Raw genomic sequence first — 23,560 nt, forward strand, 5'->3', positions numbered from 1 at the left:
CCCCGATGCACCTGGAGACCTCGGTGTCCCACGACCGTCCCGGTGGACGACGCGTCCCCACCGTCCCGCTGCTCGTCACGCTCGTCGTGGCGACGGTGGTGAGCGCGGTCGTCTCGCTCGCCTTCGGTTCGGAGCCGCTCAGCGTCTCGGGCGTCGTCGACGTGCTGCGCGCACGCCTCGCCGGCGGCCGGGGGAGCGACCCGACCTACGACACCATCGTGTGGGAGCTGCGCGCGCCGCGGGTCGTCATGGCCGTCGTCGTCGGGGCGGGGCTGTCGATCGCCGGGGCGTGCATGCAGACACTCGTGCGCAACCCGCTCGCCGACCCCTATCTGCTCGGGGTCTCGTCGGGCGCCGGGGTCGGCGCCACCCTCGTCATCGTGCTCGGGGTCCTCAGCGGCCTGGGCGTGTGGGCGCTGTCGGCGGGAGCCCTCGGTGGTGCCCTGCTCGCGACGGCGCTCGTCTTCGGGATCTCGATGGCGCAGGGCGGGATCACCCCCCTTCGCCTCGTGCTGACCGGCGTCGTGATGTCCGCCGCCTTCTCGTCGATCTCGAGCTTCCTCGTCTTCTTCAGCGCCGACCCGCGGGCGACCCAGTCGGTGCTCTTCTGGCTGCTCGGCAGCCTGTCGGGCTCGGTCTGGGATCAGATCCTGCCGTCGGTGCTCGTCGTCGTCCTCGCCACCGCGCTGCTCGTCGCGCTGCACTCCTGGCTCGACGCGCTCGCGGCCGGCGCCGAGGTGGCGTCGGCGCTCGGTGTGCCGGTGCGGGGGCTGCGGATCGCCCTCTTCGTCCTCGTGTCGGTCCTCGTCGGCGTGCTCGTCGCGGTCTCCGGAGGCATCGGCTTCGTCGGCCTCGTCGTCCCGCACCTCGCCCGGATCCTCGTCGGCGCCCGCCACCGCGTCGTCCTGCCCGTCGCCGCGGTCGGGGGAGCGCTCTTCATGCTGTGGGTCGACGTCGCCGCCCGCACCATCGTCGCCCCGCAGGAGATCCCGCTGAGCGTCGTCACGGGCCTCGTGGGGGCCCCGGTCTTCCTCCTGCTGCTCGGCAGGCGGCACTACACCTATGCAGGAGGCGGCGAATGAGTCACCTGAGCTGCCACGGCCTCGCCGCCGCGATCGGCGGGCACACCATCGTCTCGGGCGTGGACCTCGACGTGCCGCACGGGTCGATGCTCGCGGTCGTCGGGCGCAACGGCAGCGGCAAGTCGACGCTGCTGCGGGCCCTCACCGGCTTGCGGCCGCCCGCGGCCGGGACCGTGCTCGTCGACGGCACCGACCTCGCGAGCCTCACCCCGCGCCAGCGGGCGACCCGCCTGGCCCACGTCGGGCAGGAGGACGGCCCGCCGGAGGACCTGCTCGTCGGCGAGATGGTCGCCATGGGCCGGATCCCGCACCGGCCGCCGTGGGCCTTCGACGCGAAGGGGGAGCGTCCCCTCGTCCTCGCGGCGCTCGAGCACGTCGACCTCGTCGACAAGGTCGACCACCCGTGCCAGCACCTCTCCGGCGGCGAGCGCCGGCGGGCCATGCTCGCGCGCGGCATCGCCCAGGGCAGCGACCTGCTCGTCCTCGACGAGCCGACCAACCACCTCGACGTGCACCACCAGATCCAGCTCCTCGAGACGGTCCGGGCCCTCGGCTGCACCGTCGTCGCCGCCGTGCACGACCTGCAGCTCGCGGCCGCCCACTTCGACGCCGTCGCCGTCCTCCACGACGGCCGGCTGCACGGCGTCGGGCACCCCGCCGACGTGCTCACCCCCGAGGTCCTGCGCGAGGTCTTCGACGTCGAGGCACGGCACCTCACCGACCCGGCCACCGGCCGGGTCCACCTCGTCGTGGGCGCAGGAGCGCCCGCACCCGCCCACCGGAAGGCCCACGCATGACCTCCCTTCGCCCTGCCCGGGCCACCGCCGCGGTCCTCGCGGTCGGACTGCTCGCCGCCTGCGGTGGTGGGAGCAGCGCGGACGCACCCTCTGCCGGGGGCCAGGTGACGATCACCAACTGCGGCCAGGAGGCGACCTTCCCCTCGCCGGCGGAGCGGATGTACGTCGGTGGCGACGGCAACCTGCTCGCGATGGTGCTGGCCCTGGGTGCCGAGGACCAGGTGGCCGGCGTGAGCGGTCTGAGCGACACCCGGCAGGCCCTGTCCACCGCCTACGGCGCCGACGTCGTCGACGCCCTCCCGGTGGCGACGAAGGACTACCCGACGATGGAAAACGTCATCGCGCAGCGACCGGACGTCATGCTCGCCGGCTGGAACTACGGCTACACCGAGGAGAAGAAGCTCACCCCGGACCTCCTCGAGGACCGGGGCATCTCGGGCTACGTGCTCTCCGAGAGCTGCCGCCAGGCCGACGGCAAGCGCGGGACGATGCCGCCGTGGAAGGCCATGGCGGCCGACATCGACAACCTCGGTCGGATCACCGGTCACGAGGACCGGGCCACCGAGGTCAACGACGACATCGCCCGGCGGCGCGCCGCGCTCGAGGAGGCACCCCAGGCGACGAAGCCCCCGACGGTCTTCGTCTTCGACTCCGGCACGAAGCAGATCTTCACCTCCGGGTCCTTCGGCGCGCCGCAGGCGATCATCGAGGCGGCGGGGGCGAAGAACGCGACCGCCGACGTCAAGGACACGTGGACCGAGGTCTCGTGGGAGCAGCTCGTCTCCTCGGAACCCGACTTCTTCGCCTTCGTCGCCTACGAGGGGCAGAGCTTCGAGGACAAGGTCAAGGTCCTCGAGAGCAACCCGGCGACACGGGACCTGCCGGCCGTCAAGGAGAAGCGCTTCCTCAACCTGCCGATCCCGGCGTGGACGAGCAGCCCGCTCAACATCAACTCGGCCGAGCAGCTGCGCGTGGCCCTCGAGGAGCACGACCTCGTGCCCGCCAGCGACATCGAGCCCGAGCACGACCTCGAGCCGTGACGGCCGAGGCCGCCGGGCCGCCGGGCCGGGTGGGTGGGCCTGCGCCGCCCCGGTGGCTAGGGTGCGTGGTGTGGGAGTCACGTACGAAGCATCCGACCGCCTTGCCCGCATCGTCCTCGACCGGCCCGAGGCCGGTAACGCGCTCGACCTCGAGATGGCCCGCGCCCTGCGCGAGGCGGTCGAGCGGGCGCTCGGGGACCCCTATGTCGACATCCTGACGCTGACGGCCAACGGCGCGGACTTCTGCGTCGGGTCCGACACCTCCGCGGCGGAGCAGGCCGAGGACCCGACGACCGCGGTCTTCGAGCTCGCGGCCGCCCTCGAGGAGCTCTTCTCGCTGCTCAACAACTCGAGCAAGCTCGTGCTCGTCGGCGTCCAGGGACTGGCCGCCGGCTCCGGCCTGGGCCTCGTCCTCGCGGGCGACCTCGCCTTCTGCGCCGGCGACACGACCTTCCGCGTGCCGCCCAAGGGCGGCACCGGCGCGCCCGACCCCGGCCTCGCGTGGCTCCTGCCGCGGGCCATCGGCCAGCAGCGCGCCCTCTCCTTCGGCCTCGGTGGCCGCACCCTCGACGCGGCGACCGCCGACGACTGGGGCATCGCCGAGCTCGCCCCCGACGGTGACGTCGCGGCCGCGCTCCAGGACGCCGCGTCCAACCTCGGCGGCAAGCACCTGTGGGCCAACTCCGAGATGCGGCGTCTGCTCCACGCCTCGTGGGAGACCTCGCGCACCGAGCTCTCGCAGTCGGAGGCCGTGACCCTCGTGCGCGCCCTGCTCAACCGCAACCGGGGCTGAGCATGAGTGAGCCGGGCCGACCCCGCCGGCCGCTGCACTTCGGTCCCGACGCCATGGAGGCGCACGGCGGGACCCTGCCCGACCCCGCCGAGACCGCTGCGGCCGCCCACGCCGCGGCGCAGACCGTCGTCGAGGCGGGCAGGGGGTCGGCCTCGCCGGAGACGACCGCCAGGCTCGTGCGGCTCGTCGAGGACCTCGGCATCGACACCCTCGCCCAGCTGTGGGCAGATCGGCCCGCGCGCAGCCTCCCCGGCGCGCTGTGGCGGGTCTACGTCCTGCGCGCCTGGATCCAGCGCTCGCCGGAGGTCGCCGCCCGCGAGTACGGCGCGGGCATGGCCGTCGCGCACGTCAACCACGCGATCGCCGGCGTCGTCGACCCGCCGGGCGCCGACGAGGTGCGCGACCTGTCCGACCGGATCCTCGGGGGAGTCTTCGACGGGGACCTCGCGGTCGCCCTCGAGCGGGCGGCCGCCTTCTGCCGGGTCGTGGCGACCGGGCGCGCCCATCTCGACGACGGCGACGTCGAGGCCGCCGCGGCCATGGTCGGCACCGCCGAGGACCTCGAGGCCAGTGCCCGGCTCTGGCGGACCGGCGCGTTGGACTGACCCGGTCGGGACCTCCGTCAGGCCCCGTCGGCCGCGCTGCGACACGGTCGCGAGGCCCCCCCGCGGGAATGCGGTGACCTTCGTCGCGGTTACGCTGGGTCGGTGCGCCGGGTCGCGGTAGCCCCGGGTCCCAAAATTCGCCGCCACGAGCGGCCGTGCGCCGTGAGGCGCTCCCGACCCGGCGCATCCCCACCGGATGGTGGTGAACTCCCGATGACACACAGGTGGCCGGACGGTTCTAGGCTGTGCACGACAACCGCACGTTCCCCCCCCCTGATCCGGAGACCCACCCCGTGGCCTTCTTCCGACCGTCGTCCGCTCGCGACGACGCCTTCTTCCAGCTCCTCGCCGCCAGCGCTCGCCATGCCGTGACCGCAGCCGAGCTGCTCACCCAGCTCCTCGCAGCGCCTCCCGAGGAGCGCGCTGGCCTCCTGCCCCGTCTGAAGGAGGTCGAGCACGAGGCCGACGAGGCGACCCACGCGATCATCCACAAGGTCAACTCCAGCTTCGTCACCCCCTTCGACCACGGCGACATCCTCGAGCTCGCCGGTGCGCTCGACGACTGCACCGACATCCTCGAGTCCGTGGGCCAGCACATCGTGCTCTACCGCATGGACGGCCTGATGGAGGGCATCGCCCGCCAGATGGCCGTCATCGTGCGGATGGCCGAGCTGACCGCCGACGCGATGCCGCGCCTGGCGAGCATGAAGGCCATGCCTGAGTACTGGGTGGAGATCAACCGCCTGGAGAACGAGGGCGACCAGATCTACCGCGCGCTGCTCGGTGACCTCTTCGACGGTCGCGTGAGCGACCCGATCGAGCTCATCAAGCACAAGGACGTCATCGAGCGCCTCGAGCACGCCGCCGACGCCTTCGAGCAGGTGGCGCACCGCGTCGAGAGCATCGCCATCAAGGAGTCCTGACCCCCGTGGAGTTCCTCCCCGTGGCCGTCGTCACCCTGCTGGCGATGGGCTTCAACTACACCAACGGCTTCCACGACGCGGCCAATGCGATCGCGACGTCGGTGTCGACCCGCGCGCTCACGCCGCGGGCGGCGCTCGCCATGGCGGCCGTGGCCAACCTCGCCGGCGCCTTCTTCGGCGCCAAGGTCGCCGAGACCGTGGGCCAGGGCATCATCGAGGCGCCCGGCGGGCACCTCGGTCTCGTCCTGTGCGCGGCGGCGCTCCTCGGCGCCATCGTGTGGAACCTGATCACCTGGTGGTTCGGCCTGCCCTCCTCGTCCTCGCACGCCCTCATCGGCGGGCTCGGCGGTGCGGCCCTGGCGGCCGGCGCCACGGTCAAGTGGGGCGGCATCCTCGAGAAGGTCGTCATCCCGATGGTCCTCTCGCCGGTCGTCGGCATCGTCGTCGGCTTCCTCGTGATGAAGCTGATCCTGCGGATCTTCCGCGACGCCAACCCCGGCCGGACCAAGCGCGGCTTCCGCATGGCGCAGACCGCCTCCGCGGCCGCCATGGCCTTCGGCCACGGCATGCAGGACGCCGCCAAGACCGCCGGCGTCGTCGTCCTCGCGCTCACCGTCTCGGGCTACCAGTCGTCGGCCGACCACCACATCCCGCTGTGGGTCCTCGTCATGTCGGCCGTCGTCATCTCGATGGGCACCTACTCGGGCGGCTGGCGGATCATGCGCACCCTCGGTCGCGGCATCATCCACCTCGACCCGCCCCAGGGCTTCGCCGCCGAGGTCACGGCCGCGTCGATCCTCTACGTGGCGACGATGCTCAAGGCGCCGATCTCGACGACGCACGCGATCACCGCGGCGATCATGGGCGTGGGGTCCACCCGCTCGCTCAAGGCCGTGCGGTGGGGCGTGGCGAAAAACATCGTCGGCGCGTGGATCTTCACCTTCCCCGGCGCGGGACTGTCCGCGGTGCTCTTCATGCTGGTGCTCCGCCCGCTCACCGGCGTCTGACCGCACTCTCCCGGCACGACGAAGGCCGGCGGATCCCCCCTGTCGGATCCGCCGGCCTCGCCGTTGTCCCCTTCGCCTCCCCGACGAAGGGGAGGTCACTCACCCGAAGCGGCCGGAGATGTAGTCCTCGGTCGCCTTCTCGCGCGGGTTGTTGAAGATCGTCTGGGTGTCGTCGAACTCCACGAGCTGGCCCGGCTTGCCGGTCCCCTCGATGTTGAAGAAGCCCGTCTTGTCGCTGCAGCGGGCGGCCTGCTGCATGTTGTGCGTGACGATGACGATCGTGTAGTCGTCCTTGAGCTCGGCAATGAGGTCCTCGACCGCGAGGGTCGAGATCGGGTCGAGCGCCGAGCACGGCTCGTCCATGAGGACGACCTCGGGCTTGACCGCGATCGTGCGGGCGATGCACAGACGCTGCTGCTGGCCACCCGAGAGGCCCGAGCCGGGCTTGTCGAGGCGGTCCTTGACCTCGTTCCACAGGTTGGCGCCGCGCAGGCTGGTCTCGACGAGCTCGTCGGCGTCGGCCTTCTTGATCTTCTTGTTGTTGAGCTTGACCCCGGCGAGGACGTTTTCCTTGATGGACATCGTCGGGAAGGGGTTGGGCCTCTGGAAGACCATGCCGACCTTGCGGCGGACACCCACCGGGTCGACGCCCTTGCCGTAGAGGTCCTCGCCGTCGATGACGATCGAGCCCTTGACGTGGGCGCCGGGGATGACCTCGTGCATGCGGTTGATCGACCGGAGGAAGGTCGACTTGCCGCAGCCCGAGGGGCCGATGAGTGCCGTCACCGAGCGGGGCTCGATGGTGACGTTGACATCCTTCACGGCGAGGAAGTCCCCGTAGTAGATGTCGAGGTTCTGGACGTCGATGCGCTTGGACACGTCAGCGATTCCTTGTCTGTCTGCGGTCAGCGACCGGTCTTGGGGGCGAAGAACTTGGAGATGAGTCGCGCGATGATGTTCAGCGCCATGACGATGACGATGAGGACGAGCACCGCGGACCAGGCCCGGTCGATGTAGGGCTGCTTGTCCACGCCCGGGTTCATGATCTGGTAGTAGGCGAAGACCGGGAGGGTCGCCATCGGGTCCTTGAACATGTTCGGGTTGAGCGACGTGCTCAGACCTGCGGTGACGAGCAGCGGCGCCGTCTCACCGATGATGCGCGCGATCGCGAGGGTGACACCGGTCGCGATGCCGGCGACCGCGGTCGGCAGGACGACCTTGACGATCGTCAGCCACTTCGGCACGCCGAGGGCATAGCTCGCCTCGCGCAGCTCGTTGGGCACGAGGCGGAGCATCTCGTCGGTGTTGCGCACGACGACCGGGATCATGAGGATCGTCAGCGCCGCGACACCGACGATGCCCGACTTGTAGCCCGGCTCGACGAAGATGCTGAAGAGCGAGAAGGCGAAGAGGCCGGCGACGATCGACGGGATGCCCGTCATGACGTCGACGAAGAAGGTCAGTGCCCGCGACAGCCGGTTGCCGTTGCCGTACTCGACGAGGTAGATCGCGGCCATGATGCCGATCGGGACGGCGATGACCGTCGTGAAGAGGGTGATCATGAGCGTGCCCTGCAGGGCGTGCGCGATACCGCCGCCCTCGCCGACGACGCCTCGCATGGACACCGTGAAGAACTCCGCGTCCAGGCGCTTGGTGCCCTTGCTCAGCACGTCGATGACGAGCGAGACGAGCGGGATGAGCGCGAGGAGGAAGAAGGTCGTCACGACGCCGGTCACGAGGCGGTCGGTCGCGTGCCGGGACCCCTCGGTGACGCGGCTGACCACGTAGATCGCGAGGCAGTAGACGATCGCGGAGAGGAGCACCCACGGCAGGACCGAGAACCCGCCGAGGAGGAGGACGACGGCCAGACCGACGAGCGCGGACCCGCCGAGGACGCCCCAGCGGGCGGTCTGCGAGAGGCTGCCGGCAGCGGCGGTGTCGCCGCCGACGCCCTGGCCCGGGTCGTGGGGGGTGCCCCCGGTGGGGATGGAGACGTTGGTCATCAGTTGGCTCCCGAGAACTCGGCCCGGCGGGAGACGATCCAGCGGGCGGCCATGTTGACGAGCAGGGTGACGAAGAAGAGCACGAGGCCGGCGGCGACGAGCGTGTTGGCCGCGACGCCGGAGCTCTCCGGCAGGTTGAGCGCGATGTCGGCGGCGATCGTCGAGCTGCTGTTGTCGGAGAGCAGCTCGATCGAGTAGGGCAGACCGGGCGAGAGGATGAGCGCGACGGCCATGGTCTCGCCGAGCGCGCGGCCCAGGCCGAGCATGGTGCCGGAGACGATGCCGGACTTGCCGAAGGGGATGACCGCCTGCTGGATCATCTCCCAGCGGGTGGCGCCGAGGGCCAGCGAGGCCTCCTCGTGCAGGCGCGGGGTCTGGAGGAAGACCTCGCGGTTCACGGCCGTCATGATCGGCAGGATCATGATGCCCAGGACGATGCCGATGACGAGCATCGTCTTGCCGGTCACCGACGCGTCACCGGCGAAGAAGGGGATCCAGCCGAGGTGCTCGTTGAGCCAGGTGCCGACCGGCTTGGAGCCGGGGCCGACGACGGACAGACCCCAGAAGCCGAAGACGATCGAGGGGATCGCGGCCAGCAGGTCGACGAGGTAGCCGAGGGCCTGGGCCAGCTTGCGCGGGGCGTAGTGGCTGATGAAGAGCGCGATGCCGATCGACAGCGGCACGGCGATGATGAGCGCGATGACCGCCGCGAGGACGGTGCCGAAGAGCAGCGGACCGATGTAGGTGACGAGGCCTTCGCCGCCGCGGACCTCGCTCGGGTCGGCCGTGACGGCCGGCCATGCCTGCAGGAACAGGAAGATGGCCACGAGGACGAGGGCGACGAGGATGAAGACCCCCGAGGTCGTCGACAGGCCGCTGAAGACCTTGTCGCCGAGCCGGCGGACACCCTTCCGGGGGGACGGGGCGGAGGAAGCGGTACTCACGTGACTCTCCGGGAGCAGCAGGGGCAGGGGCGCGGCGAAGGCCCGGGCGGCGTGACGCACACCGCCCGGGCCCTCACCAGGAGGCGATCAGGATCAGCTGATCTTCTCGACAGCGGCGGTGTTCTTCTTAACCCACTCGGCCGGGAGCTCGGCGGAGCCGGCGGCCTCGGCGGAGGCCTTCTGGCCCTCCTCGCCGGTGACGTAGTTGAGCCAGGCCTTGACGACCTTCGCCTTCGCGGCGTCGTCGTACTTGAGGCAGCCGACCTGGTAGGAGACGAGGACGTTGGGGTACACGCCGGCCTCCTCGGTGTCCTTGGCGACGTCGACCGCGAGGTCGGTCTCGGACTCGCTCTTGGCCTTGGAGGCGTCGAGGATCTTGGCGGCGGACTCGGCGGTGGGCTCGACGTACTCGTCGCCGACACCGAGCGCGACGGTCTTCAGCTCGCCGACCTGCGAGAGGTCCGCGTAACCGATGGTGCCGTCACCCTTGCCGATCGCGTCGACGACACCCGAGGTGCCCTTGGCAGCGGTGCCGCCCTTGACCGGCCAGGCGTCCTCGGCCTCGTGGGTCCAGGACTTCTCGGCGGCCTTGCCCAGGTAGTCGGAGAAGTTCTTCGAGGTGCCCGAGTCGTCCGAGCGGTGGACCGTGGTGATCTTCGTCGACGGGAGGTCGGCGTCCGGGTTGTCGGCCTTGATCTTCGGGTCGTTCCAGGTCTTGATCTTGCCGTCGAAGATCTCGGCGACCGTGGCCGGCTTCAGCTGCAGCTTGTCGACGCCCTCGAGGTTGTAGGCGATGGCGATCGGGGAGACGTAGACCGGGATCTGGACGATGTCGCCACCGCAGACCTTCTTGGCCTTGTCGAGCTCCTCCTCCTCGAAGGCGGAGTCGGTACCGGCGAAGTCGACCGCACCGGCGGCGAACTGCTCACGGCCGGCGCCGGAGCCCTGCGGGTCGTAGTTGACCGTCGCGCCGCCGTTGGCGGTCTCGAAGTCGGCCTTCCACTTCTCGACGGCGGCCTGCTGGGAACTGGCACCCATGCCCTTGATCGAGCCGGAGACGGACTCGCCGCCGTCGCCAGACGCGCCGGAGCCGGAGTCCGACTCGCTGCAGGCGGCCATCGTGAAGGTCAGGGCGAGGGCAGCGGTGGCGGTCAGGGCCTTGCGGCTGCGGGTGGAACGAATCACGTCTGTCAAACCTCTCTACAGGGGTTGGCCACGTGAATCGCGACGGCAGCCCGTCGCGACCGCCGTGGTCGTACGCATCGAAGGTAGGGAGGCTCGGTGACCTGTCGGGTCGAGATCGGTGAACAGTCGGTGAATCACGGCTGCACAGTGCGTGGTCGGGTCGCGCCCCGGCCGTCGGCGATGTAACGCGCGCGACAGTGCCGCCCGTGCGGAGTCAGCCGCGGTCGCGCGGGTGGTGCCGCTCGGCCGCGACGATCCGGGCGGCGTCGCCGGTGCCGACGACGTGGACGAGGAGCACCTCGCCCTTCGCCAGGCCCCCGGAGAGCGCGTCCTCGATGACCGACCGGCCGACGAGCCCGGGCGCGAGCGAGGGGTCGGCGCGCTCGAGGAGCAGCGCCACGAGGTCGGGCAGGACCGGGCCGTGGCTGCACAGGGCGGCGGGCACGCCGCGCTCGAGCAGGCGCCCGAGGTGGTGTCGTGCCTTGCCCGGGTCGGCGGCATAGCCCTCCTCCGACAGGCCCGGCTTGAGCCGCAGCCGCTCGCCGCTGGCCGTCGCATAGGGGGCGAGGGTGTCGCTGGCGCGGGTCGAGGGGCTGCTCACGAGGCGCTCGATGCCGTAGCCGGCGAGCAGGGGCACGAGGTCGGCGGCCTGCTCGCGGCCCCGGTCGTCGAGGGGCCGCAGCCAGTCGTCGTCGGTCCACGTCGCGCGGGGCTGCGCCTTGGCGTGGCGCACGACGGCGAGGGGCCAGGTCGACAGGGTGCCCCGGGAGTCGGCGGCCATGAGGGCCTCGACCTGGGCGACGTCGTGCGCATAGCTGAGCCGGGAGAGGGCCTCGCCGGCCTCGAGCCAGGCGACCTCGTCGACCTCGTGGACGAGGCCACCGTCACCGCCGGTCACCTCGGCCGCCCAGTAGCGCACCTCCTTGACCGCCGGCCCCGACTTCGACGCGACGGTGTAGGTCGTCGTCGGCAGCGGGTGGCCGAGCCGCACGCGCAGCCCGGTCTCCTCGAGGGTCTCGCGGGCCGCGGCGACGGGGAAGGTCTCGCCGGGGTCGAGCTTGCCCTTCGCCCACGACCAGTCGTCGTAGCGGGGGCGGTGGACGAGAGCGATCTGCAGGCGCCCCCGACGACGTCTCCATGGCAGGGTGCCCGCGGCCAGGACGGTGGCCATGCTCAGCGCCGGGCCTTGCGGCGGCGCTTGGCGTGCATCGCGATGAGCGCGGCCTGGATGTCGGGCAGCGGCTCACCGTCGGGGTTCTGGTGCACCCGGGTCCAGCGGCCGTCGCCGTCGAGGTTCCAGTGGGCGTAGTCGCCCGACATGCCGCGCTCGACGAGGTCGAAGACCTGCTCGACGTGGCGCGGCTCCTTGATCCGCACGAGGGCCTCGACGCGTCGGTCGAGGTTGCGGTGCATGAGGTCGGCCGAGCCGATCCACGCCTGGCGGTCCGCGCCGGTCCCGAAGAGGAAGATGCGCGAGTGCTCGAGGAAGCGCCCGAGGACCGAGTGCACCCGGATCGTCTCGCTCAGCCCGGGCACGCCGGGTCGCAGGGCGCAGATGCCGCGGACCCACACGTCGACCTGCACCCCGGCCTGGCTGGCCCGGTAGAGCGCGTCGATCGTCTGCTCGTCGACGAGCGAGTTGACCTTGACCGCGACGTAGCCATCGCCCGTCCTGGCCTGGCGCGCCGCCTGCTCCTCGATCCGCTCGACGAGCCCGTCGCGGATGTGCCGGGGTGCGACGAGCAGCCGCTTGAACTTGCTGCGCGGCGCGACGCCCGAGAGCTGGTTGAAGAGCCGGGTGAGGTCCTCGCCGACCTCGGGGTCGGAGGTGAGCAGCCCCATGTCCTCGTAGAGACGAGCGGTCTTGGGGTTGTAGTTGCCGGTGCCGACGTGGCAGTAGCGCTTCACCCCGTCGGGCTCCTGCCGCACGACGAGGGCGAGCTTGCAGTGGGTCTTGAGGCCGACGATGCCGTAGACGACGTGCACGCCCGCGTGCTCGAGCTTGCGGGCCCACTCGATGTTGTTCTGCTCGTCGAAGCGCGCCTTGATCTCGACGACCGCGAGCACCTGCTTGCCCGCCTCGGCGGCGTCGATGAGCGCGTCGACGATCGGGCTGTCACCGCTGGTGCGGTAGAGCGTCTGCTTGATCGCGAGCACGTGCGGGTCGGCCGCCGCTTGCTCGATGAAGGCCTGCACGGAGGTGGAGAAGGAGTCGTAGGGGTGCTGCAGCAGCACGTCCTGCCGGGCGATGCGGCCGATGAGGTTGGCGGCCTTCGATGACTCGGCGGGCGCCAGGTCGGCATTTGTCCGGGCCACGAAGGGAGGGAAGTGCAGGTCGGTCCGGTCGATGTCGGCGATCTCGTTGAGCCCGCGCAGGTCGAGCGGGGCGGGCAGCCGATAGACCTCGTCGTCGCTGACGCCGAGCTCGCGGCTGAGCAGCTCCATGACGTGGTCGTCGAGGTCCTCCTCCACCTCCAGCCGCACCGGCGGGCCGAAGCGCCGCCGGATCAGCTCCTTCTCCAGCGCGGCGAGGAGGTTCTCGGCGTCGTCCTCCTCGACCTCGAGGTCCTCGTTGCGGGTGACTCGGAAGGAGTAGTGCTCGTGCACCTCCATGCCGGGGAAGAGGTGGTGCAGGTGCGCGGCGATGACGTCCTCGAGCGGGACGAAGCGCGCCTCGAAGAGGTCGGAGGTCACCGAGGCCTGCGCGCGACGCACCTTGAGGAAGCGGGGGAGTGAGGGCGGCATCTTGATCCTCGCGAAGTGCTCCTTGCCCGTCTTGGGGTTGATGAGGATGACGGCGAGGTTGAGCGAGAGCCCCGAGATGTAGGGGAAGGGGTGGGCCGGGTCGACGGCCAGCGGCGTGAGCACGGGGTAGATCTGGTCGCGGAAGAGCTCGCTGAGCCGCTCCTGCTCGGACTCCTCGACCTCGCTCCACCGCACGATGCTGATGCCCTCCTCGGCGAGGGCGGGGCGCACGCTCTCGTCGAAGATGCGCGTCTGCATGTGGGTCAGGTCGTGCGCGATGCGGGCGATCTGCTCGAGCACCTCGCGCGGCTCGAGCCCGGAGGGGCTGCGCACGGCGATGCCGGTGGCTATGCGCCGCTTGAGGCCGGCGACCCGGACCATGAAGAACTCGTCGAGGTTGCTCGTGAAGATCGCGAGGAAGCGCGCCCGCTCGAGCAGGGGGACGCTCTCGTCGGCCGCGAGCTGCAGGACCCGCTCGTTGAACTGCAGCCAGCTGATCTCGCGGTCGAGGAAGCGGTCGACCGGCAGGTCGGTGGCGGGCGCCGCGTCCTCGGGACGGCTGCGCACGAAGCGGCCGTTGGCCGCGCGGGGCCGCAGCTCGGGGGTGGCGTCGGGGGCCGAGGAGGTGATCGAGACGTCGCTGGTCGGGGCCGCGCCCGGTCGGCGAGCCGGGACCGACGGTCGGGGTGCTGGGGCGGAGGCGTCCGACATGGCGCTCATCCTTGCACCGAGGGGTGAACCTCGTGTGAATACATCACGTGGAGGGCCTTGCGGGTGAAGCCGGCCCGCTCGTAGGTCGCCAGCGCCGGCGTGTTGTCGCCCTCGACGTAGAGCTCGACCTCGCGCACGCCCCGACGGGCCAGGTGCGCCAGGCCGAGGCCGGTGAGCGGGCCGGCGAGCCCGCGACCCTGGCAGTCGGGGTGGACGCCGACGACGTAGACCTCGCCGACGTCGCCGCCGGGCGGGTCGATCTTCGTCCAGTGGAAGCCGACGAGCCGGCTCGGGTCGTCGTCCTCGAGCAGGATGACCCCCTCGGGGTCGAACCACGGCTGGGCCATCCGCTCGTCGAGACCGGCCCGGTCGAGGGCGCCCTGCTCGGGGTGGTGGACGAAGGCCGCGGCGTTGGCCTCGAGCAGCGCGGTCTCGTCGGTGCCGGGGACGAAGGTCCGGTGCCGCACGCCGTCGGGGAGGCCGGGGTCGGTCTCGTCGCCCTCGCGCACGTCGCGGGAGAGGACGAGCAGCTCACGGACCACCTGCAGGCCGAGCCGGGAGGCCAGGGCGCGGGCGGCCGGCAGGTCGCCGTGGGCCCACGGCCGCGCGTCCGGGCGCTCCTGCAGCACACGCTCGAGCAGGCGGGCGCCGACCCCCTTCGCACGTCGGTCGGGGTGCACGAAGAGCTCGACGGACCCGTCCTCGGCGACGGCCGCGTAGCCGGCGAGGTCGTCGCCGTCGGCCGCGACGTAGTGGGTGCCGGGGCGCGGCAGGGCGAGCTCGAAGGCCTCGCTGAGCGGCGCGACGCCGTCGGCGGAGGTCGCGTCGAGGGCACCTGCGGCCACCCGGTCCACCAGGGCGTCCGGCAGCAGGTCGAAGGGGGTGACGGTCACGGTCACAGGGACACCGCCTCGGTGTCGGCCTCGTCGTCATGGGCGGGCACGAAGCGGTAGCCGACATTGCGGATCGTGCCGATGAGCTGCTCGTGCTCGCTGCCGAGCTTGGCCCGCAGGCGACGCACGTGCACGTCGACGGTGCGGGTGCCGCCGTAGTAGTCGTAGCCCCAGACCTCCTGGAGCAGCTGGGCGCGGGTGAAGACGCGGCCGGGGTGCTGGGCGAGGTGCTTGAGCAGCTCGAACTCCTTGTACGTCAGGTCGAGCAGGCGCTCGCCGAGCCGGGCGGAGTAGCTGCCCTCGTCGATCGTCAGGTCCCCGGCGACGATCCGCTCGTCGGCCTCGTCCTCGACCGTGTCGCTGCGGGTCATCACCAGCCGCAGCCGGGCCTCGACCTCGGCGGGGCCGGCGTGCTCGAGGAGGATGTCCTCGACCGCCCACTCGGCGTTGACCGCGGTCAGGCCGCCCTCGGTGAGGATCGCGATGACCGGCGCGGAGGTGCCGGTGGCGCGGATGACGCGGCACAGCGAGCGGGCCTGGACGAGCGCGGTGCGCGCGTCGACGAGGACGACGTCGACGGCGGGGGCGTCGATGATCGCCGATGCCTCGGCGGGCAGCGTGCGCACCTGGTGCCCGAGCAGCCCCAAGGCCGGCAGGACCTCGGCGCTCGGCGCCAGGTCGTCCGTGAGGAGCAGGAGTCGGGCCATCGCGACCCAGAATAATCGGGCGGCCCGCTACCCTCGCGTGGTGACCACGCCAGTACCCGTCGAGCCAGAGACCCGAGCGGCCCGCCGTGCCCTGCGCGCGAGTGCGGGAGAGGTCGCCGACCCCCAGGCTCCGCCGCCCCGGTCACGCCCGGTCGTCGCCGCGGCCACGGTCGTCACCGCCCTGCTGGTCGCCGGTTCGGCGGCCTCGGGCGAGCGCATCCTCGAGCTGCTCGCCGTGGTCGCCGCGGGCCTGGTCGTCGCGATCGGCTGGCCCTCGCTCGTCGGGTCTCGCACCCCCGTCGGCACGACCGCCGTCCTCGCCGTGACCTCGCTCGCCCTCGGTGCCGCCCTGGTGCTGCAGGACGAGGAGCCCTACCTCGAGCACGTGCCCGCAGCGATGGCCCTGGGCATCGTCGCCATGTGCCTGCACCCGCTGCTGCAGGCGCCGGCCCGGGTGCAGCTGGCCCGCTCGATGGCCGGCACCTCCCTCGGCATCCTGCTCATCGGCGGTGGGGGGCTGCTCACGAGCACCGTCTACGCCGACAACCACGGGCCGGTCGTCATCGTCGGCATCGGTCTGGCCGTCGCCGCCCTCGTCGACCTCGTCCTCGAGCGCCCGGCGACGAGCGCGTGGATGATCCCGGCCGCGATGGGTGTCGGCGGGCTCGCCGGTCTGGTCGCGCACCTCGTGCTCTCGGGGTCGCTGTCGGCGTGGTCGGCGCTGCTCGGGGTCATCGGTGCGGGCACCGCGGTCGCGCTGCGCCGCGCGCTGTCGCAGCAGCGGGCGATCGACACCGTGGCCGGTGCGCTCGCCGCCGGCGCGGCCTCCGTGCTCGTCGCCGGGCCGCTCGTGCACCTCGTCGCCCGCCTGCCCCTGGCCTGACCGCCGGCGCGCTCCCGGCCCGGCGTCCGCCCTACGATGGGCGGGTGTTCACCCTCGATCCCACGATCCACCCGGACATCGCCCCCCTCGCCTGGCTCGTCGGTCGCTGGGAGGGAGCCGGTGTCGTCGGCTACCCGACCATCGAGTCGGCCAACTTCGGCCAGGAGCTCGTCGTCACCCACGACGAGCGGCCCTTCCTGCGCTGGGAGAGCACGACCTGGATCCTCGACGACGCGGGCAACAAGGTCCGTCCCTCCGGCACCGAGCTCGGCTTCTGGCGTGCCGGTGGCGAAGGGGAGGCGGAGCTCCTCCTCGCCCACCCCACGGGCATCGTCGAGATGTACTACGGCACCGTCGAGCCGGGCCGGATCGAGCTGCAGACCGACGGCATCATCCGCAGCCCGCAGGCCAAGGAGTACTCGTCGGCCAAGCGCATGTACGGCCTCGTGAAGTCCAACCTCATGTGGGTCATGGACATGACCGCCGCCGGTCAGCCGATGAGCAGCCACGTCTCCGCAGAGCTCAAGCGCGTCGACGGCTGACCGCCCCCGCCGCGCAGCGCCCCAGGGTTTTGCAGGGTTGGCGGCCCGGAACTTCGCAAAACCCTAGGGTTTTGCAGGGTTGGCGGCCCGGAACTTCGCAAAACCCTAGGGTTTTGCAGGGTCCAGGGGGTGCGAAGGGGGCGGGGTCGGGTCACTCCTCGTAGCCCGCCATGTCGTCGGTGCGCAGGGCATCGCTCAGCCGGGACATGCCCTGCTCGTCGAGGATGTCGATCGACCCGCCGTCGGGCGCGGTGCCGTAGCCGCTGAAGGGCGCGGTGACGAAGTGGATGTTGCCGCCGCGCACGCCGCGCAGCTTGATCGCCTCGCTGCGGATCTTGCCCGTCGTCAGCGAGTTGTCGACGATCGTGTTCTTGGTGCCGGCCTCGATGACGTTGCCGAGACGGCTGGGGTTGAGCAGCACGCCGGGGGTGAGGGTCTTCGTCATGATCCCCTTGAGCCAGGCCTGCTGACGCTGACCGCGGGAGATGTCGCCCTCGGCGAGGGTCTTGCGCTCGCGGACGTACTCCAGCGCCTGCTCGCCGTCGAGGTCGTGGGTACCCGCGGGGTACTTGGGGCTCGCCTGGGCGTTGTTGACCTGCACGCCCCCGAGCGCGTCGGTGAGCTGCTTGAAGCCATCGAAATCGGTCTTGGCGACGTGGTCGACCTTGACGCCGACGAGGTCCTGGATGGTCTGCACGAGCAGCGGCGACTGGCCGAAGGCGTAGGCGGCGTTGATCTTGTTCTTGCCGTGCCCGGGAATCGGCACGTAGAGGTCACGGGGGAAGTGGATGATCCACACGTCGCCGTGGTCCTCGTCGACGTGGACGAGCTGGATGACGTCGGCCCGGCTGGCGGTCTCGCCCGGCCGGGCGTCGGAGCCGATGAGCAGGTAGTTGGTCCCTGCGTCGGTCACGAGCTGCTCGCCATCGCGCCACTCGGTCTGGTTCTGTGCCTCCCCGAGGAGGTCGTCGTGCGCGAGGTTGCGGTCGACCTTGCTGCTGATGAACCACGCGTACCCGCCGATGCCGATCACGAGGAGCAGCAGGAAGGCGAGGACGGAGACGGCGAGCCGTCGCCCCCACCCCATGCGGCGGCGGCCTGAGCGGCGAGTCGTGGTCTCGCCAGCGGTGTCGTCGTCGAACTCCTCGAGCATGCGGTCATCGTACGGGGCGAGTTCGGCAGCCGGCTGGGAGACGTAGATTGGGCTGCATGAGTGCCTCGCCCCTGCTGCAGACCGCCGGTGCCGTGCCCGGCGACGGGATCGACTCCGGGGTCGCCGCGCACTACGGCGACCCGCTGCGCGAGCAGCGGTTGCTCGCGGAGGGGCTCGGGGTCGTCGACCTCTCGCACCGCGGGGTCGTCACGGTCACCGGCCCCGACCGGCTGTCGTGGCTGCACTCCCTCACCTCGCAGCAGCTCGTCGACCTGCCGCCGCGCACCTCGGCCGAGTCGCTCGTCCTCTCGCCCAAGGGGCACGTCGAGCACGCCCTGCACGTCGTCGACGACGGCGAGACGACCTGGTTGACCGTCGAGCCGGGCACGGCGCCCGCGCTCGCGGCGTGGCTCGACTCCATGCGCTTCATGCTGCGGGTCGAGGTGGCCGACGTCAGCGACGACTACGCGGTGCTCGGCGAGAGCGTCGACCGCGAGGGCGCGGAGGGTGAGCCGCCGACCTGGCTCGACCCGTGGCCGCGCGTCGTCGGCGACACCGCCACCTACGGGCCCGCGGCCGAGGAGCACCCGGCCCGCGACCGGCGCTGGCGCGAGGTCATCGTGCCGGTGGCGGACCTCCCTTCGGCCGTCGGTGACCGTGAGCTCGTCGGCACGTGGGCCGCCGAGGCCCTGCGCATCGCCGCCTGGCGCCCGCGCCTCGGCGCCGAGACCGACCACCGGACGATCGCCCACGAGCTCGACTGGCTGCGCACCGCGGTTCACCTGCACAAGGGCTGCTACCGCGGGCAGGAGACGATCGCCCGGGTGCACAACCTCGGTCGCCCGCCGCGTCGTCTTGCCTTCCTCCACCTCGACGGATCCGGCCACACCCTGCCCGAGGTCGGGGCCGAGGTGCTCCTCGGCGACAAGGTCGTCGGCCGCATCACCTCCCGTGCTCGCCACCACGAGGACGGGCCGATCGCCCTCGCCGTGCTCAAGCGCAACACCGACGCCGCCGCCGACCTGCTCGTCGCCCCCGACGTCGCGGCGGCCCAGACGGTGATCGTCCCGCGCTGACGGCTCTGCGCCCGGAGGTGACTCCGCTCACCAACCGCTGCCTACGGCTTGCACATGCTAACTACGGCAAGCACAATGGTGGCCATGTCGAAGAATCCGCTGGAGGGCCTGCCGAGCCACCTCGGCAACTCCCTGGGCGACTACCTGCGTGAGCAGCGCGTCCTGGCCAAGCTCTCCGTGCGGCAGCTGTCGGCGCTGGCCGGGATCTCCAACCCCTATCTCTCCCAGATCGAGCGGGGGGTCAAGCGGCCGAGCGCCGACATCCTCCAGCAGATCGCCAGGGGCCTGTCGATCTCGGCCGAGACCCTCTACGTCCAGGCGGGTCTGCTCGACCCCAAGGACGCGGCAGCGGAGGCCGGGGCCACGACCCGGGCCGCCATCCGCACCGACCCCGCGCTGACCGCACGTCAGCGTCAGACCCTGCTCGAGATCTATGAGTCCTTCGTCGGCGCGGAGCCCGCGACGTCGCAGGACACGGCCGAGCCGTCGCGCCCGACCCCTCGGGCACGGGCGACGCGCAAGGCGGCCAAGCAGGCGAAGGGGGCCGCACCGGCCTCCGGGGGCGCGGCCGCGAAGAAGGTCGCCACGAAGAAGGCCAGCACAGCGAAGGTCGCCAAGAGCACGGCCAGCACCACCACGGCCGGCACCAAGAAGAAGGCCGCCGGCACGGCGGCCAGCACGAAGGGCTCGACGTCGTCGTCGGGCTCGAAGACCGCGGCCCCGGCCGCCAAGCGCGCACCGCGCGGGTCGCAGTCCTCGTCTCGCTCGACTACCACCAGGAGAACCTCATGAGCGTCACCACCACCGTCAAGAAGGTCGTCACCGACCAGACCTACGCCACCATCGGCGCCACCGACCTGACCGTCGAGACCTTCCGCGGCTACACCTCGCAGATCGCCGCCCTGCGCGCCGAGCTCGAGCCGAAGAAGGTCCAGGCCCGCGTCAAGGCCGCCCCGGCCGACGCGCAGGCCTACTACGCCGACCTCACCAAGCGCGGCGAGGCCCTCGTGACCCGCATCAAGAAGCAGAAGGCCACCCAGGACCTCGTGGGCCAGGCCGAGGCGACCGTCGCCCTCGGCAAGGGTGTCGTCACCACGGTCAAGAAGGCCGTCGCCGACGTCGAGCGCTCCGCCAAGGCCACGCTGACCATCGGTCGCAAGGAGGCCGTCAAGGCTGCCGAGGCCGTCAAGGACTCCGTGGACGTCGACGTCAAGGTCGACACCGCCAAGGCGAAGAAGGCCGTCTCCACGTCCGCCAAGCGCACCACCACGGCCGCCAAGCGCACCAACACCACCGCCAAGAAGGCTGCGACCCGCACCCGCACCGCCACCAAGTCGACCGCGACCGCCGCCAAGAACACGGCCGCCAAGACCACCCAGGCCGCCGAGAAGGCTGCCGAGAAGGTCGGCGACTGAAGGGATCCGGCTCCGGCTCCGTCCGCGGAGCAGCCGACGCTGTGGTGATCGGCGGTGCCTGAGGTGCGAGGAACGAGCCTCGAAGGCTAGCCTCCGGCAGGTGACCGCACCGGCCCCCGACACCACAGCCCTCGACGACGCCCCCGTGCTGGTCCACGTGACCCGCGGGGGCTTCGTCGAGTCCGCCCACCGCGCGACGCTCGTCGCGACCGACGGCGACGGGGGGACCCCCCTTCGTCACGGTCGGGTCGACGACCCCGTGCTGCCGCGCTCCTCGCTCAAGCCGGTCCAGGCGCTCGCGATGGTCCGCCTCGGTCTCGACCTGCCGCCCCACCTGCTCGCGCTCGTCTGCTCGAGCCACTCCGGCGAGGCCGTCCACCGCGAGGCGGTCGCCGAGATCCTCGCGACCGCCGACCTGGGGCTCGACGCGCTGCGCACGACCCCCTCGCTGCCGCTCGGCGAGCTCGAGCACGCCCGCTGGCTCGCCGCCGGCGAGGCGCCGACGCCGGTCGCCATGGACTGCTCCGGCAAGCACGCCGGCATGCTCGTCACCTGCGTGCTCCAGGGCTGGCCCACCGAGACCTACCTCGACCCCGAGCACCCCCTGCAGGTCGCGATCCGCGAGACCGTCGCCGAGGTCGTCGGCCCGGTGACCCACACGACCGTCGACGGCTGCGGCGCACCGCTCTTCGCCGTGCCGCTGTCCGGTCTGGCGGCGGCCTTCGGCTCCCTCGCCGGGGCCGACGCCACGACGGACGAAGGGAGGGTCGCCGCGGCCATGCGCACCGCGCCGGAGATGGTCGGCGGCACCGGCCGCGACGTCACCGCCTTCATGCGGGCCGTGCCGGGGCTCATCGCCAAGGACGGGGCCGAGTCGGTGTACGCCGCCGGCCTCGACGACGGGCGCGGCATCGCGATCAAGGTGGCCGACGGGGCCCCGGTCGCCCGGGCCCGGCAGGGCCTGCTCGCCCACGCCCTCATGGCTCTGGGCGCCGACACCCCGGCCCTGCGCGAGCTCGCCGACCAGCCCGTCCTCGGCCACGGCCGACCGGTCGGCGCCGTCGAGGTGCTCGACCTGACGACCTCGTGAGGACCGTCCTGCAGCGGGTCGCCTCCGCCCGGGTGCTCGTCGACGACGAGGTCGTCGGCGAGATCGGCCCGGGCCTGCTCGCCCTCGTCGGCGTCACCCACGACGACGGCCCCGACGAGGTCGCGACGACGGTGCGCAAGATCGCCGAGCTGCGGATCATGGCCGACGAGACCTCGGTGGCCGACAGCGGGGGAGGGGTGCTCGTCGTCAGCCAGTTCACCCTCCACGCCGACGTGCGCAAGGGCCGCCGACCGTCGTGGAATGCCGCCGCCCCCGGACCCGTCGCCGAGCCGCTCGTCGACGCGGTGGCCGAGGGCCTGCGCGAGCGCGGGGTCGAGGTCGCGACCGGTCGCTTCGGCGCCGACATGCAGATCGACCTGCGCGCCGACGGTCCGGTGACCATCGTCGTCGACGTGCCCGCCTAGGCTGGCGGTGTGCAGATCTTCTCGAGCATCCAGGCGACGATCGTCCTCGTCCTGAGCCTCCTCGCGCTCGGTGCCGAGGTCTTCGCGCTCGTCCACGCGGTGCGGCAGCGGCCCGATGCCTTCACTGCGACGGGCAAGCAGTCCAAGACCTTCTGGGTCGCCGCACTCGCGATCGCGACGCTCATGGGTGTCGCCGCGGTCGGCGGTGTCGGGCTGCTGGCGATCATCGGCATCGTCGTCGCGGGCGTCTACCTCGCCGACGTGCGTCCGGCCATCGACGAGATCCTCGGTCGCCGTCGGTGAGTCGGGCACAATGACCACGGACCGCACCACGAGCCAGGGGGACCCGTCGTGACCGACCTGCCGGACCCGCGCCCGGACGTCTTCGTCTCCGAGCGCCCGTGGGGGCGCTTCGAGCAGCTGACGCTCAACGAGCCGACGACGGTCAAGATCATCACCGTCGCCCCGGGGCACCGCCTCTCGCTGCAGACCCACGCGCTGCGGGCCGAGCTGTGGCAGGTGCTCGACGGGCCGATCGACGTCACGGTCGGTGACGAGACCTGGTCGGCGCAGCCCGGCGAGCGGATCTGGGTCGAGCGGGGGGCCGTGCACCGCATGGGCAACTCCACGCAGCAGCCGGGCCGGGTCCTCGAGATCGGCTACGGCGAGTTCGACGAGGACGACATCGTGCGCCTCGAGGACGACTACCAGCGCTGAGCCAGCGGGCCCCCGCGGGGCGCGACGAGCGACCACGGCACGGTGAGCTCCCCGAGGCGCCAGCGCGCCGCACCCCCGAGCACCGGCACCTGCCGAGCGATGTCACCCCAGGCGGCTACGGCCTGCTGCCGGGCCCCGTAGGGGGCGAAGGGGGAGGAGCGTCGCCACGCCTCGTCGACGAGCAGGAGCAGCTCGTGCACCGGCTCGCCGGGGACGTTGCGGTGGATCAGCGCCTTGGGCAGGCGCTCGGCGACGACCGACGGCGGCCGGTCCGGGCCGAGGTCGCGCAGCCGCCACGACAGGGTGAGGGTGCGCGGGCCCTCGGCGTCGAGGGTCACCCAGCTGCCGAGCCGACCGAGCTCGTCGCACGTGCCCTCGACGAGGATCCCCAGCGGGTCGAGCCGGTCGACCATCGTGCGCCACGGGCCCTCGACCTCGGTCTCGTCGTACTGCCGCAGCACATTGAAGGCCCGCAGGACCCGCACCTGCGCATCGCCCGGCAGCGGCACCTCGAAGCCCCCGAGCGCGAAGTCCACCCCGGGCCCCGCCCAGGCCTGCGCCGTCGCCACCCGCTGCGGGTCGATCTCCAGGCCGGTGACGTGCGCGTCGGGCCGCAGGGTGCGCACCCGCTGCGCCCACTCGGCGGTCGTGACGCCGCTCGCCCCGTGGCCGAGGTCGACGAGGTGGGGCGGGTCCCCCTTCGTCAGGACGTCGCGATGGGTCGCCAGCAGCCACCGGTCGCAGCGACGCAGGCGGTTGGGGTTGGTCGTCCCACGGGTGATGTTGCCGAGGGGGCGCTGGCTGGGCACCCCGGCAGCGTAGGC

At 71.9% G+C, this 23,560-nt stretch carries 26 protein-coding genes; 16 read left to right on the top strand and 10 right to left on the bottom strand.

The annotated features are described in order from the left end of the window. Positions 1-23 precede the first annotated feature (23 nt). The 7 genes from NMQ01_RS01365 to NMQ01_RS01395 all read left to right on the top strand — a co-directional run bounded on the left by NMQ01_RS01365 (position 24) and on the right by NMQ01_RS01395 (position 6,247). Positions 24-1,082, top strand: coding sequence for an iron ABC transporter permease (locus tag NMQ01_RS01365; protein WP_255185104.1), 1,059 nt, complete (start codon positions 24-26; stop codon positions 1,080-1,082). After that, positions 1,079-1,879: an ABC transporter ATP-binding protein gene (locus NMQ01_RS01370; RefSeq protein WP_255185105.1), complete on the top strand. Its 801-nt coding sequence runs from the start codon at positions 1,079-1,081 to the stop codon at positions 1,877-1,879. Before NMQ01_RS01365 ends, NMQ01_RS01370 begins: the two co-directional genes overlap by 4 nt. After that, positions 1,876-2,919: an ABC transporter substrate-binding protein gene (locus NMQ01_RS01375; RefSeq protein ID WP_255185106.1), complete on the top strand. Its 1,044-nt coding sequence runs from the start codon at positions 1,876-1,878 to the stop codon at positions 2,917-2,919. Before NMQ01_RS01370 ends, NMQ01_RS01375 begins: the two co-directional genes overlap by 4 nt. Positions 2,920-2,989: 70 nt before the next feature. Beyond that, a complete protein-coding gene (locus NMQ01_RS01380) occupies positions 2,990-3,712 on the top strand; it encodes an enoyl-CoA hydratase/isomerase family protein (protein WP_255185107.1) in 723 nt (240 codons plus the stop codon). A gap of 2 nt (positions 3,713-3,714) precedes the next feature. After that, complete coding sequence (locus NMQ01_RS01385; RefSeq protein WP_255185108.1) at positions 3,715-4,317, top strand: hypothetical protein; 603 nt, start codon at positions 3,715-3,717, stop codon at positions 4,315-4,317. 293 nt (positions 4,318-4,610) lie between these two features. Next, positions 4,611-5,240 (top strand): DUF47 domain-containing protein, encoded by a 630-nt coding sequence (locus NMQ01_RS01390; RefSeq protein ID WP_255185109.1) that lies wholly within the window; start codon positions 4,611-4,613, stop codon positions 5,238-5,240. 5 nt (positions 5,241-5,245) lie between these two features. After that, entirely contained in the window at positions 5,246-6,247 is a 1,002-nt protein-coding gene (locus NMQ01_RS01395; protein ID WP_303708006.1) for an inorganic phosphate transporter, read from the top strand. Positions 6,248-6,346: 99 nt separating this feature from the next. Here the strand turns inward: NMQ01_RS01395 and pstB are convergent, their stop codons facing one another. The 8 genes from pstB to NMQ01_RS01435 form a co-directional block, all read right to left on the bottom strand. Then, positions 6,347-7,126, bottom strand: coding sequence for a phosphate ABC transporter ATP-binding protein PstB (gene pstB / locus NMQ01_RS01400; protein ID WP_255185110.1), 780 nt, complete (start codon positions 7,124-7,126; stop codon positions 6,347-6,349). 26 nt (positions 7,127-7,152) lie between these two features. Further along, positions 7,153-8,250, bottom strand: a complete 1,098-nt coding sequence (gene pstA, locus NMQ01_RS01405; RefSeq protein ID WP_255185111.1) for a phosphate ABC transporter permease PstA — start codon at positions 8,248-8,250, stop codon at positions 7,153-7,155. Then, positions 8,250-9,194 carry a phosphate ABC transporter permease subunit PstC gene (gene pstC, locus NMQ01_RS01410; protein WP_255185112.1) on the bottom strand — a complete coding sequence of 315 codons (945 nt, stop codon included), beginning with the start codon at positions 9,192-9,194 and terminating at the stop codon, positions 8,250-8,252. Before pstC ends, pstA begins: the two co-directional genes overlap by 1 nt. A 93-nt stretch (positions 9,195-9,287) precedes the next feature. Further along, positions 9,288-10,379: a phosphate ABC transporter substrate-binding protein PstS gene (gene pstS, locus NMQ01_RS01415; protein WP_255185113.1), complete on the bottom strand. Its 1,092-nt coding sequence runs from the start codon at positions 10,377-10,379 to the stop codon at positions 9,288-9,290. Positions 10,380-10,593: 214 nt separating this feature from the next. Beyond that, a complete protein-coding gene (locus NMQ01_RS01420) occupies positions 10,594-11,550 on the bottom strand; it encodes an NUDIX hydrolase (protein WP_255185114.1) in 957 nt (318 codons plus the stop codon). Positions 11,551-11,552: 2 nt separating this feature from the next. After that, entirely contained in the window at positions 11,553-13,835 is a 2,283-nt protein-coding gene (locus NMQ01_RS01425) for an RNA degradosome polyphosphate kinase (protein ID WP_255186299.1), read from the bottom strand. Positions 13,836-13,840: 5 nt separating this feature from the next. Next, the gene (gene mshD / locus NMQ01_RS01430; RefSeq protein WP_255185115.1) at positions 13,841-14,734 is read right to left on the bottom strand and encodes a mycothiol synthase; all 894 of its coding nucleotides are present in this window, start codon (positions 14,732-14,734) and stop codon (positions 13,841-13,843) included. Further along, a complete protein-coding gene (locus tag NMQ01_RS01435; protein ID WP_255185116.1) occupies positions 14,731-15,435 on the bottom strand; it encodes a response regulator transcription factor in 705 nt (234 codons plus the stop codon). Before NMQ01_RS01435 ends, mshD begins: the two co-directional genes overlap by 4 nt. 40 nt (positions 15,436-15,475) lie before the next feature. Here NMQ01_RS01435 and NMQ01_RS01440 point away from each other — a divergent pair, with 40 nt between their 5' ends. Beyond that, entirely contained in the window at positions 15,476-16,318 is an 843-nt protein-coding gene (locus NMQ01_RS01440; RefSeq protein ID WP_255185117.1) for a hypothetical protein, read from the top strand. Positions 16,319-16,362: 44 nt separating this feature from the next. Further along, the gene (locus tag NMQ01_RS01445) at positions 16,363-16,860 is read left to right on the top strand and encodes an FABP family protein (protein ID WP_255185118.1); all 498 of its coding nucleotides are present in this window, start codon (positions 16,363-16,365) and stop codon (positions 16,858-16,860) included. Between the two features lie 151 nt (positions 16,861-17,011). On the opposite strand, the gene NMQ01_RS01450 is transcribed toward NMQ01_RS01445, so the two are convergent. Then, positions 17,012-18,013 (bottom strand): LCP family protein, encoded by a 1,002-nt coding sequence (locus NMQ01_RS01450; protein WP_255185119.1) that lies wholly within the window; start codon positions 18,011-18,013, stop codon positions 17,012-17,014. Between the two features lie 56 nt (positions 18,014-18,069). On the opposite strand from NMQ01_RS01450, the gene NMQ01_RS01455 reads away from it, so the two are divergent. The 7 genes from NMQ01_RS01455 to NMQ01_RS01485 all read left to right on the top strand — a co-directional run bounded on the left by NMQ01_RS01455 (position 18,070) and on the right by NMQ01_RS01485 (position 22,736). Next, positions 18,070-19,089, top strand: a complete 1,020-nt coding sequence (locus tag NMQ01_RS01455) for a folate-binding protein YgfZ (protein WP_255185120.1) — start codon at positions 18,070-18,072, stop codon at positions 19,087-19,089. Positions 19,090-19,173: 84 nt separating this feature from the next. Then, on the top strand, positions 19,174-19,881 hold the full coding sequence (locus tag NMQ01_RS01460; RefSeq protein ID WP_255185121.1) for a helix-turn-helix domain-containing protein: 708 nt from the start codon (positions 19,174-19,176) through the stop codon (positions 19,879-19,881). Then, the gene (locus NMQ01_RS01465; protein ID WP_255185122.1) at positions 19,878-20,504 is read left to right on the top strand and encodes a hypothetical protein; all 627 of its coding nucleotides are present in this window, start codon (positions 19,878-19,880) and stop codon (positions 20,502-20,504) included. Before NMQ01_RS01460 ends, NMQ01_RS01465 begins: the two co-directional genes overlap by 4 nt. A gap of 100 nt (positions 20,505-20,604) precedes the next feature. Then, positions 20,605-21,594 (top strand): asparaginase, encoded by a 990-nt coding sequence (locus NMQ01_RS01470; RefSeq protein WP_255185123.1) that lies wholly within the window; start codon positions 20,605-20,607, stop codon positions 21,592-21,594. Next, positions 21,591-22,019 (top strand): D-aminoacyl-tRNA deacylase, encoded by a 429-nt coding sequence (dtd, locus tag NMQ01_RS01475; RefSeq protein WP_255185124.1) that lies wholly within the window; start codon positions 21,591-21,593, stop codon positions 22,017-22,019. Before NMQ01_RS01470 ends, dtd begins: the two co-directional genes overlap by 4 nt. A 9-nt stretch (positions 22,020-22,028) precedes the next feature. After that, positions 22,029-22,322 (top strand): DUF2516 family protein, encoded by a 294-nt coding sequence (locus NMQ01_RS01480; RefSeq protein ID WP_255185125.1) that lies wholly within the window; start codon positions 22,029-22,031, stop codon positions 22,320-22,322. 48 nt (positions 22,323-22,370) lie between these two features. Then, entirely contained in the window at positions 22,371-22,736 is a 366-nt protein-coding gene (locus NMQ01_RS01485) for a phosphomannose isomerase type II C-terminal cupin domain (RefSeq protein ID WP_255185126.1), read from the top strand. Here NMQ01_RS01485 and NMQ01_RS01490 read toward each other — a convergent pair. Beyond that, on the bottom strand, positions 22,724-23,545 hold the full coding sequence (locus NMQ01_RS01490; RefSeq protein WP_255185127.1) for a class I SAM-dependent methyltransferase: 822 nt from the start codon (positions 23,543-23,545) through the stop codon (positions 22,724-22,726). The two genes, NMQ01_RS01485 and NMQ01_RS01490, sit on opposite strands and share 13 nt — an antisense overlap. Positions 23,546-23,560 lie beyond the last annotated feature (15 nt).

It is taken from the genome of Janibacter sp. CX7, from assembly GCF_024362365.1.
GTDB lineage: Bacteria > Actinomycetota > Actinomycetes > Actinomycetales > Dermatophilaceae > Janibacter.

Bases quoted from the DNA above. Each gene is read 5' to 3' on its own strand.
- NMQ01_RS01370 (WP_255185105.1), top strand. From the start codon at position 1,079: ATGAGTCACCTGAGCTGCCACGGCCTCGCCGCCGCGATCGGCGGGCAC.
- NMQ01_RS01375 (WP_255185106.1), top strand. From the start codon at position 1,876: ATGACCTCCCTTCGCCCTGCCCGGGCCACCGCCGCGGTCCTCGCGGTC.
- NMQ01_RS01385 (WP_255185108.1), top strand. From the start codon at position 3,715: ATGAGTGAGCCGGGCCGACCCCGCCGGCCGCTGCACTTCGGTCCCGAC.
- pstA (WP_255185111.1), bottom strand. From the start codon at position 8,250: ATGACCAACGTCTCCATCCCCACCGGGGGCACCCCCCACGACCCGGGC.
- NMQ01_RS01420 (WP_255185114.1), bottom strand. From the start codon at position 11,550: ATGGCCACCGTCCTGGCCGCGGGCACCCTGCCATGGAGACGTCGTCGG.
- NMQ01_RS01425 (WP_255186299.1), bottom strand. From the start codon at position 13,835: ATGTCGGACGCCTCCGCCCCAGCACCCCGACCGTCGGTCCCGGCTCGC.
- NMQ01_RS01435 (WP_255185116.1), bottom strand. From the start codon at position 15,435: ATGGCCCGACTCCTGCTCCTCACGGACGACCTGGCGCCGAGCGCCGAG.
- NMQ01_RS01450 (WP_255185119.1), bottom strand. From the start codon at position 18,013: ATGCTCGAGGAGTTCGACGACGACACCGCTGGCGAGACCACGACTCGC.
- NMQ01_RS01455 (WP_255185120.1), top strand. From the start codon at position 18,070: ATGAGTGCCTCGCCCCTGCTGCAGACCGCCGGTGCCGTGCCCGGCGAC.
- NMQ01_RS01460 (WP_255185121.1), top strand. From the start codon at position 19,174: ATGTCGAAGAATCCGCTGGAGGGCCTGCCGAGCCACCTCGGCAACTCC.
- NMQ01_RS01465 (WP_255185122.1), top strand. From the start codon at position 19,878: ATGAGCGTCACCACCACCGTCAAGAAGGTCGTCACCGACCAGACCTAC.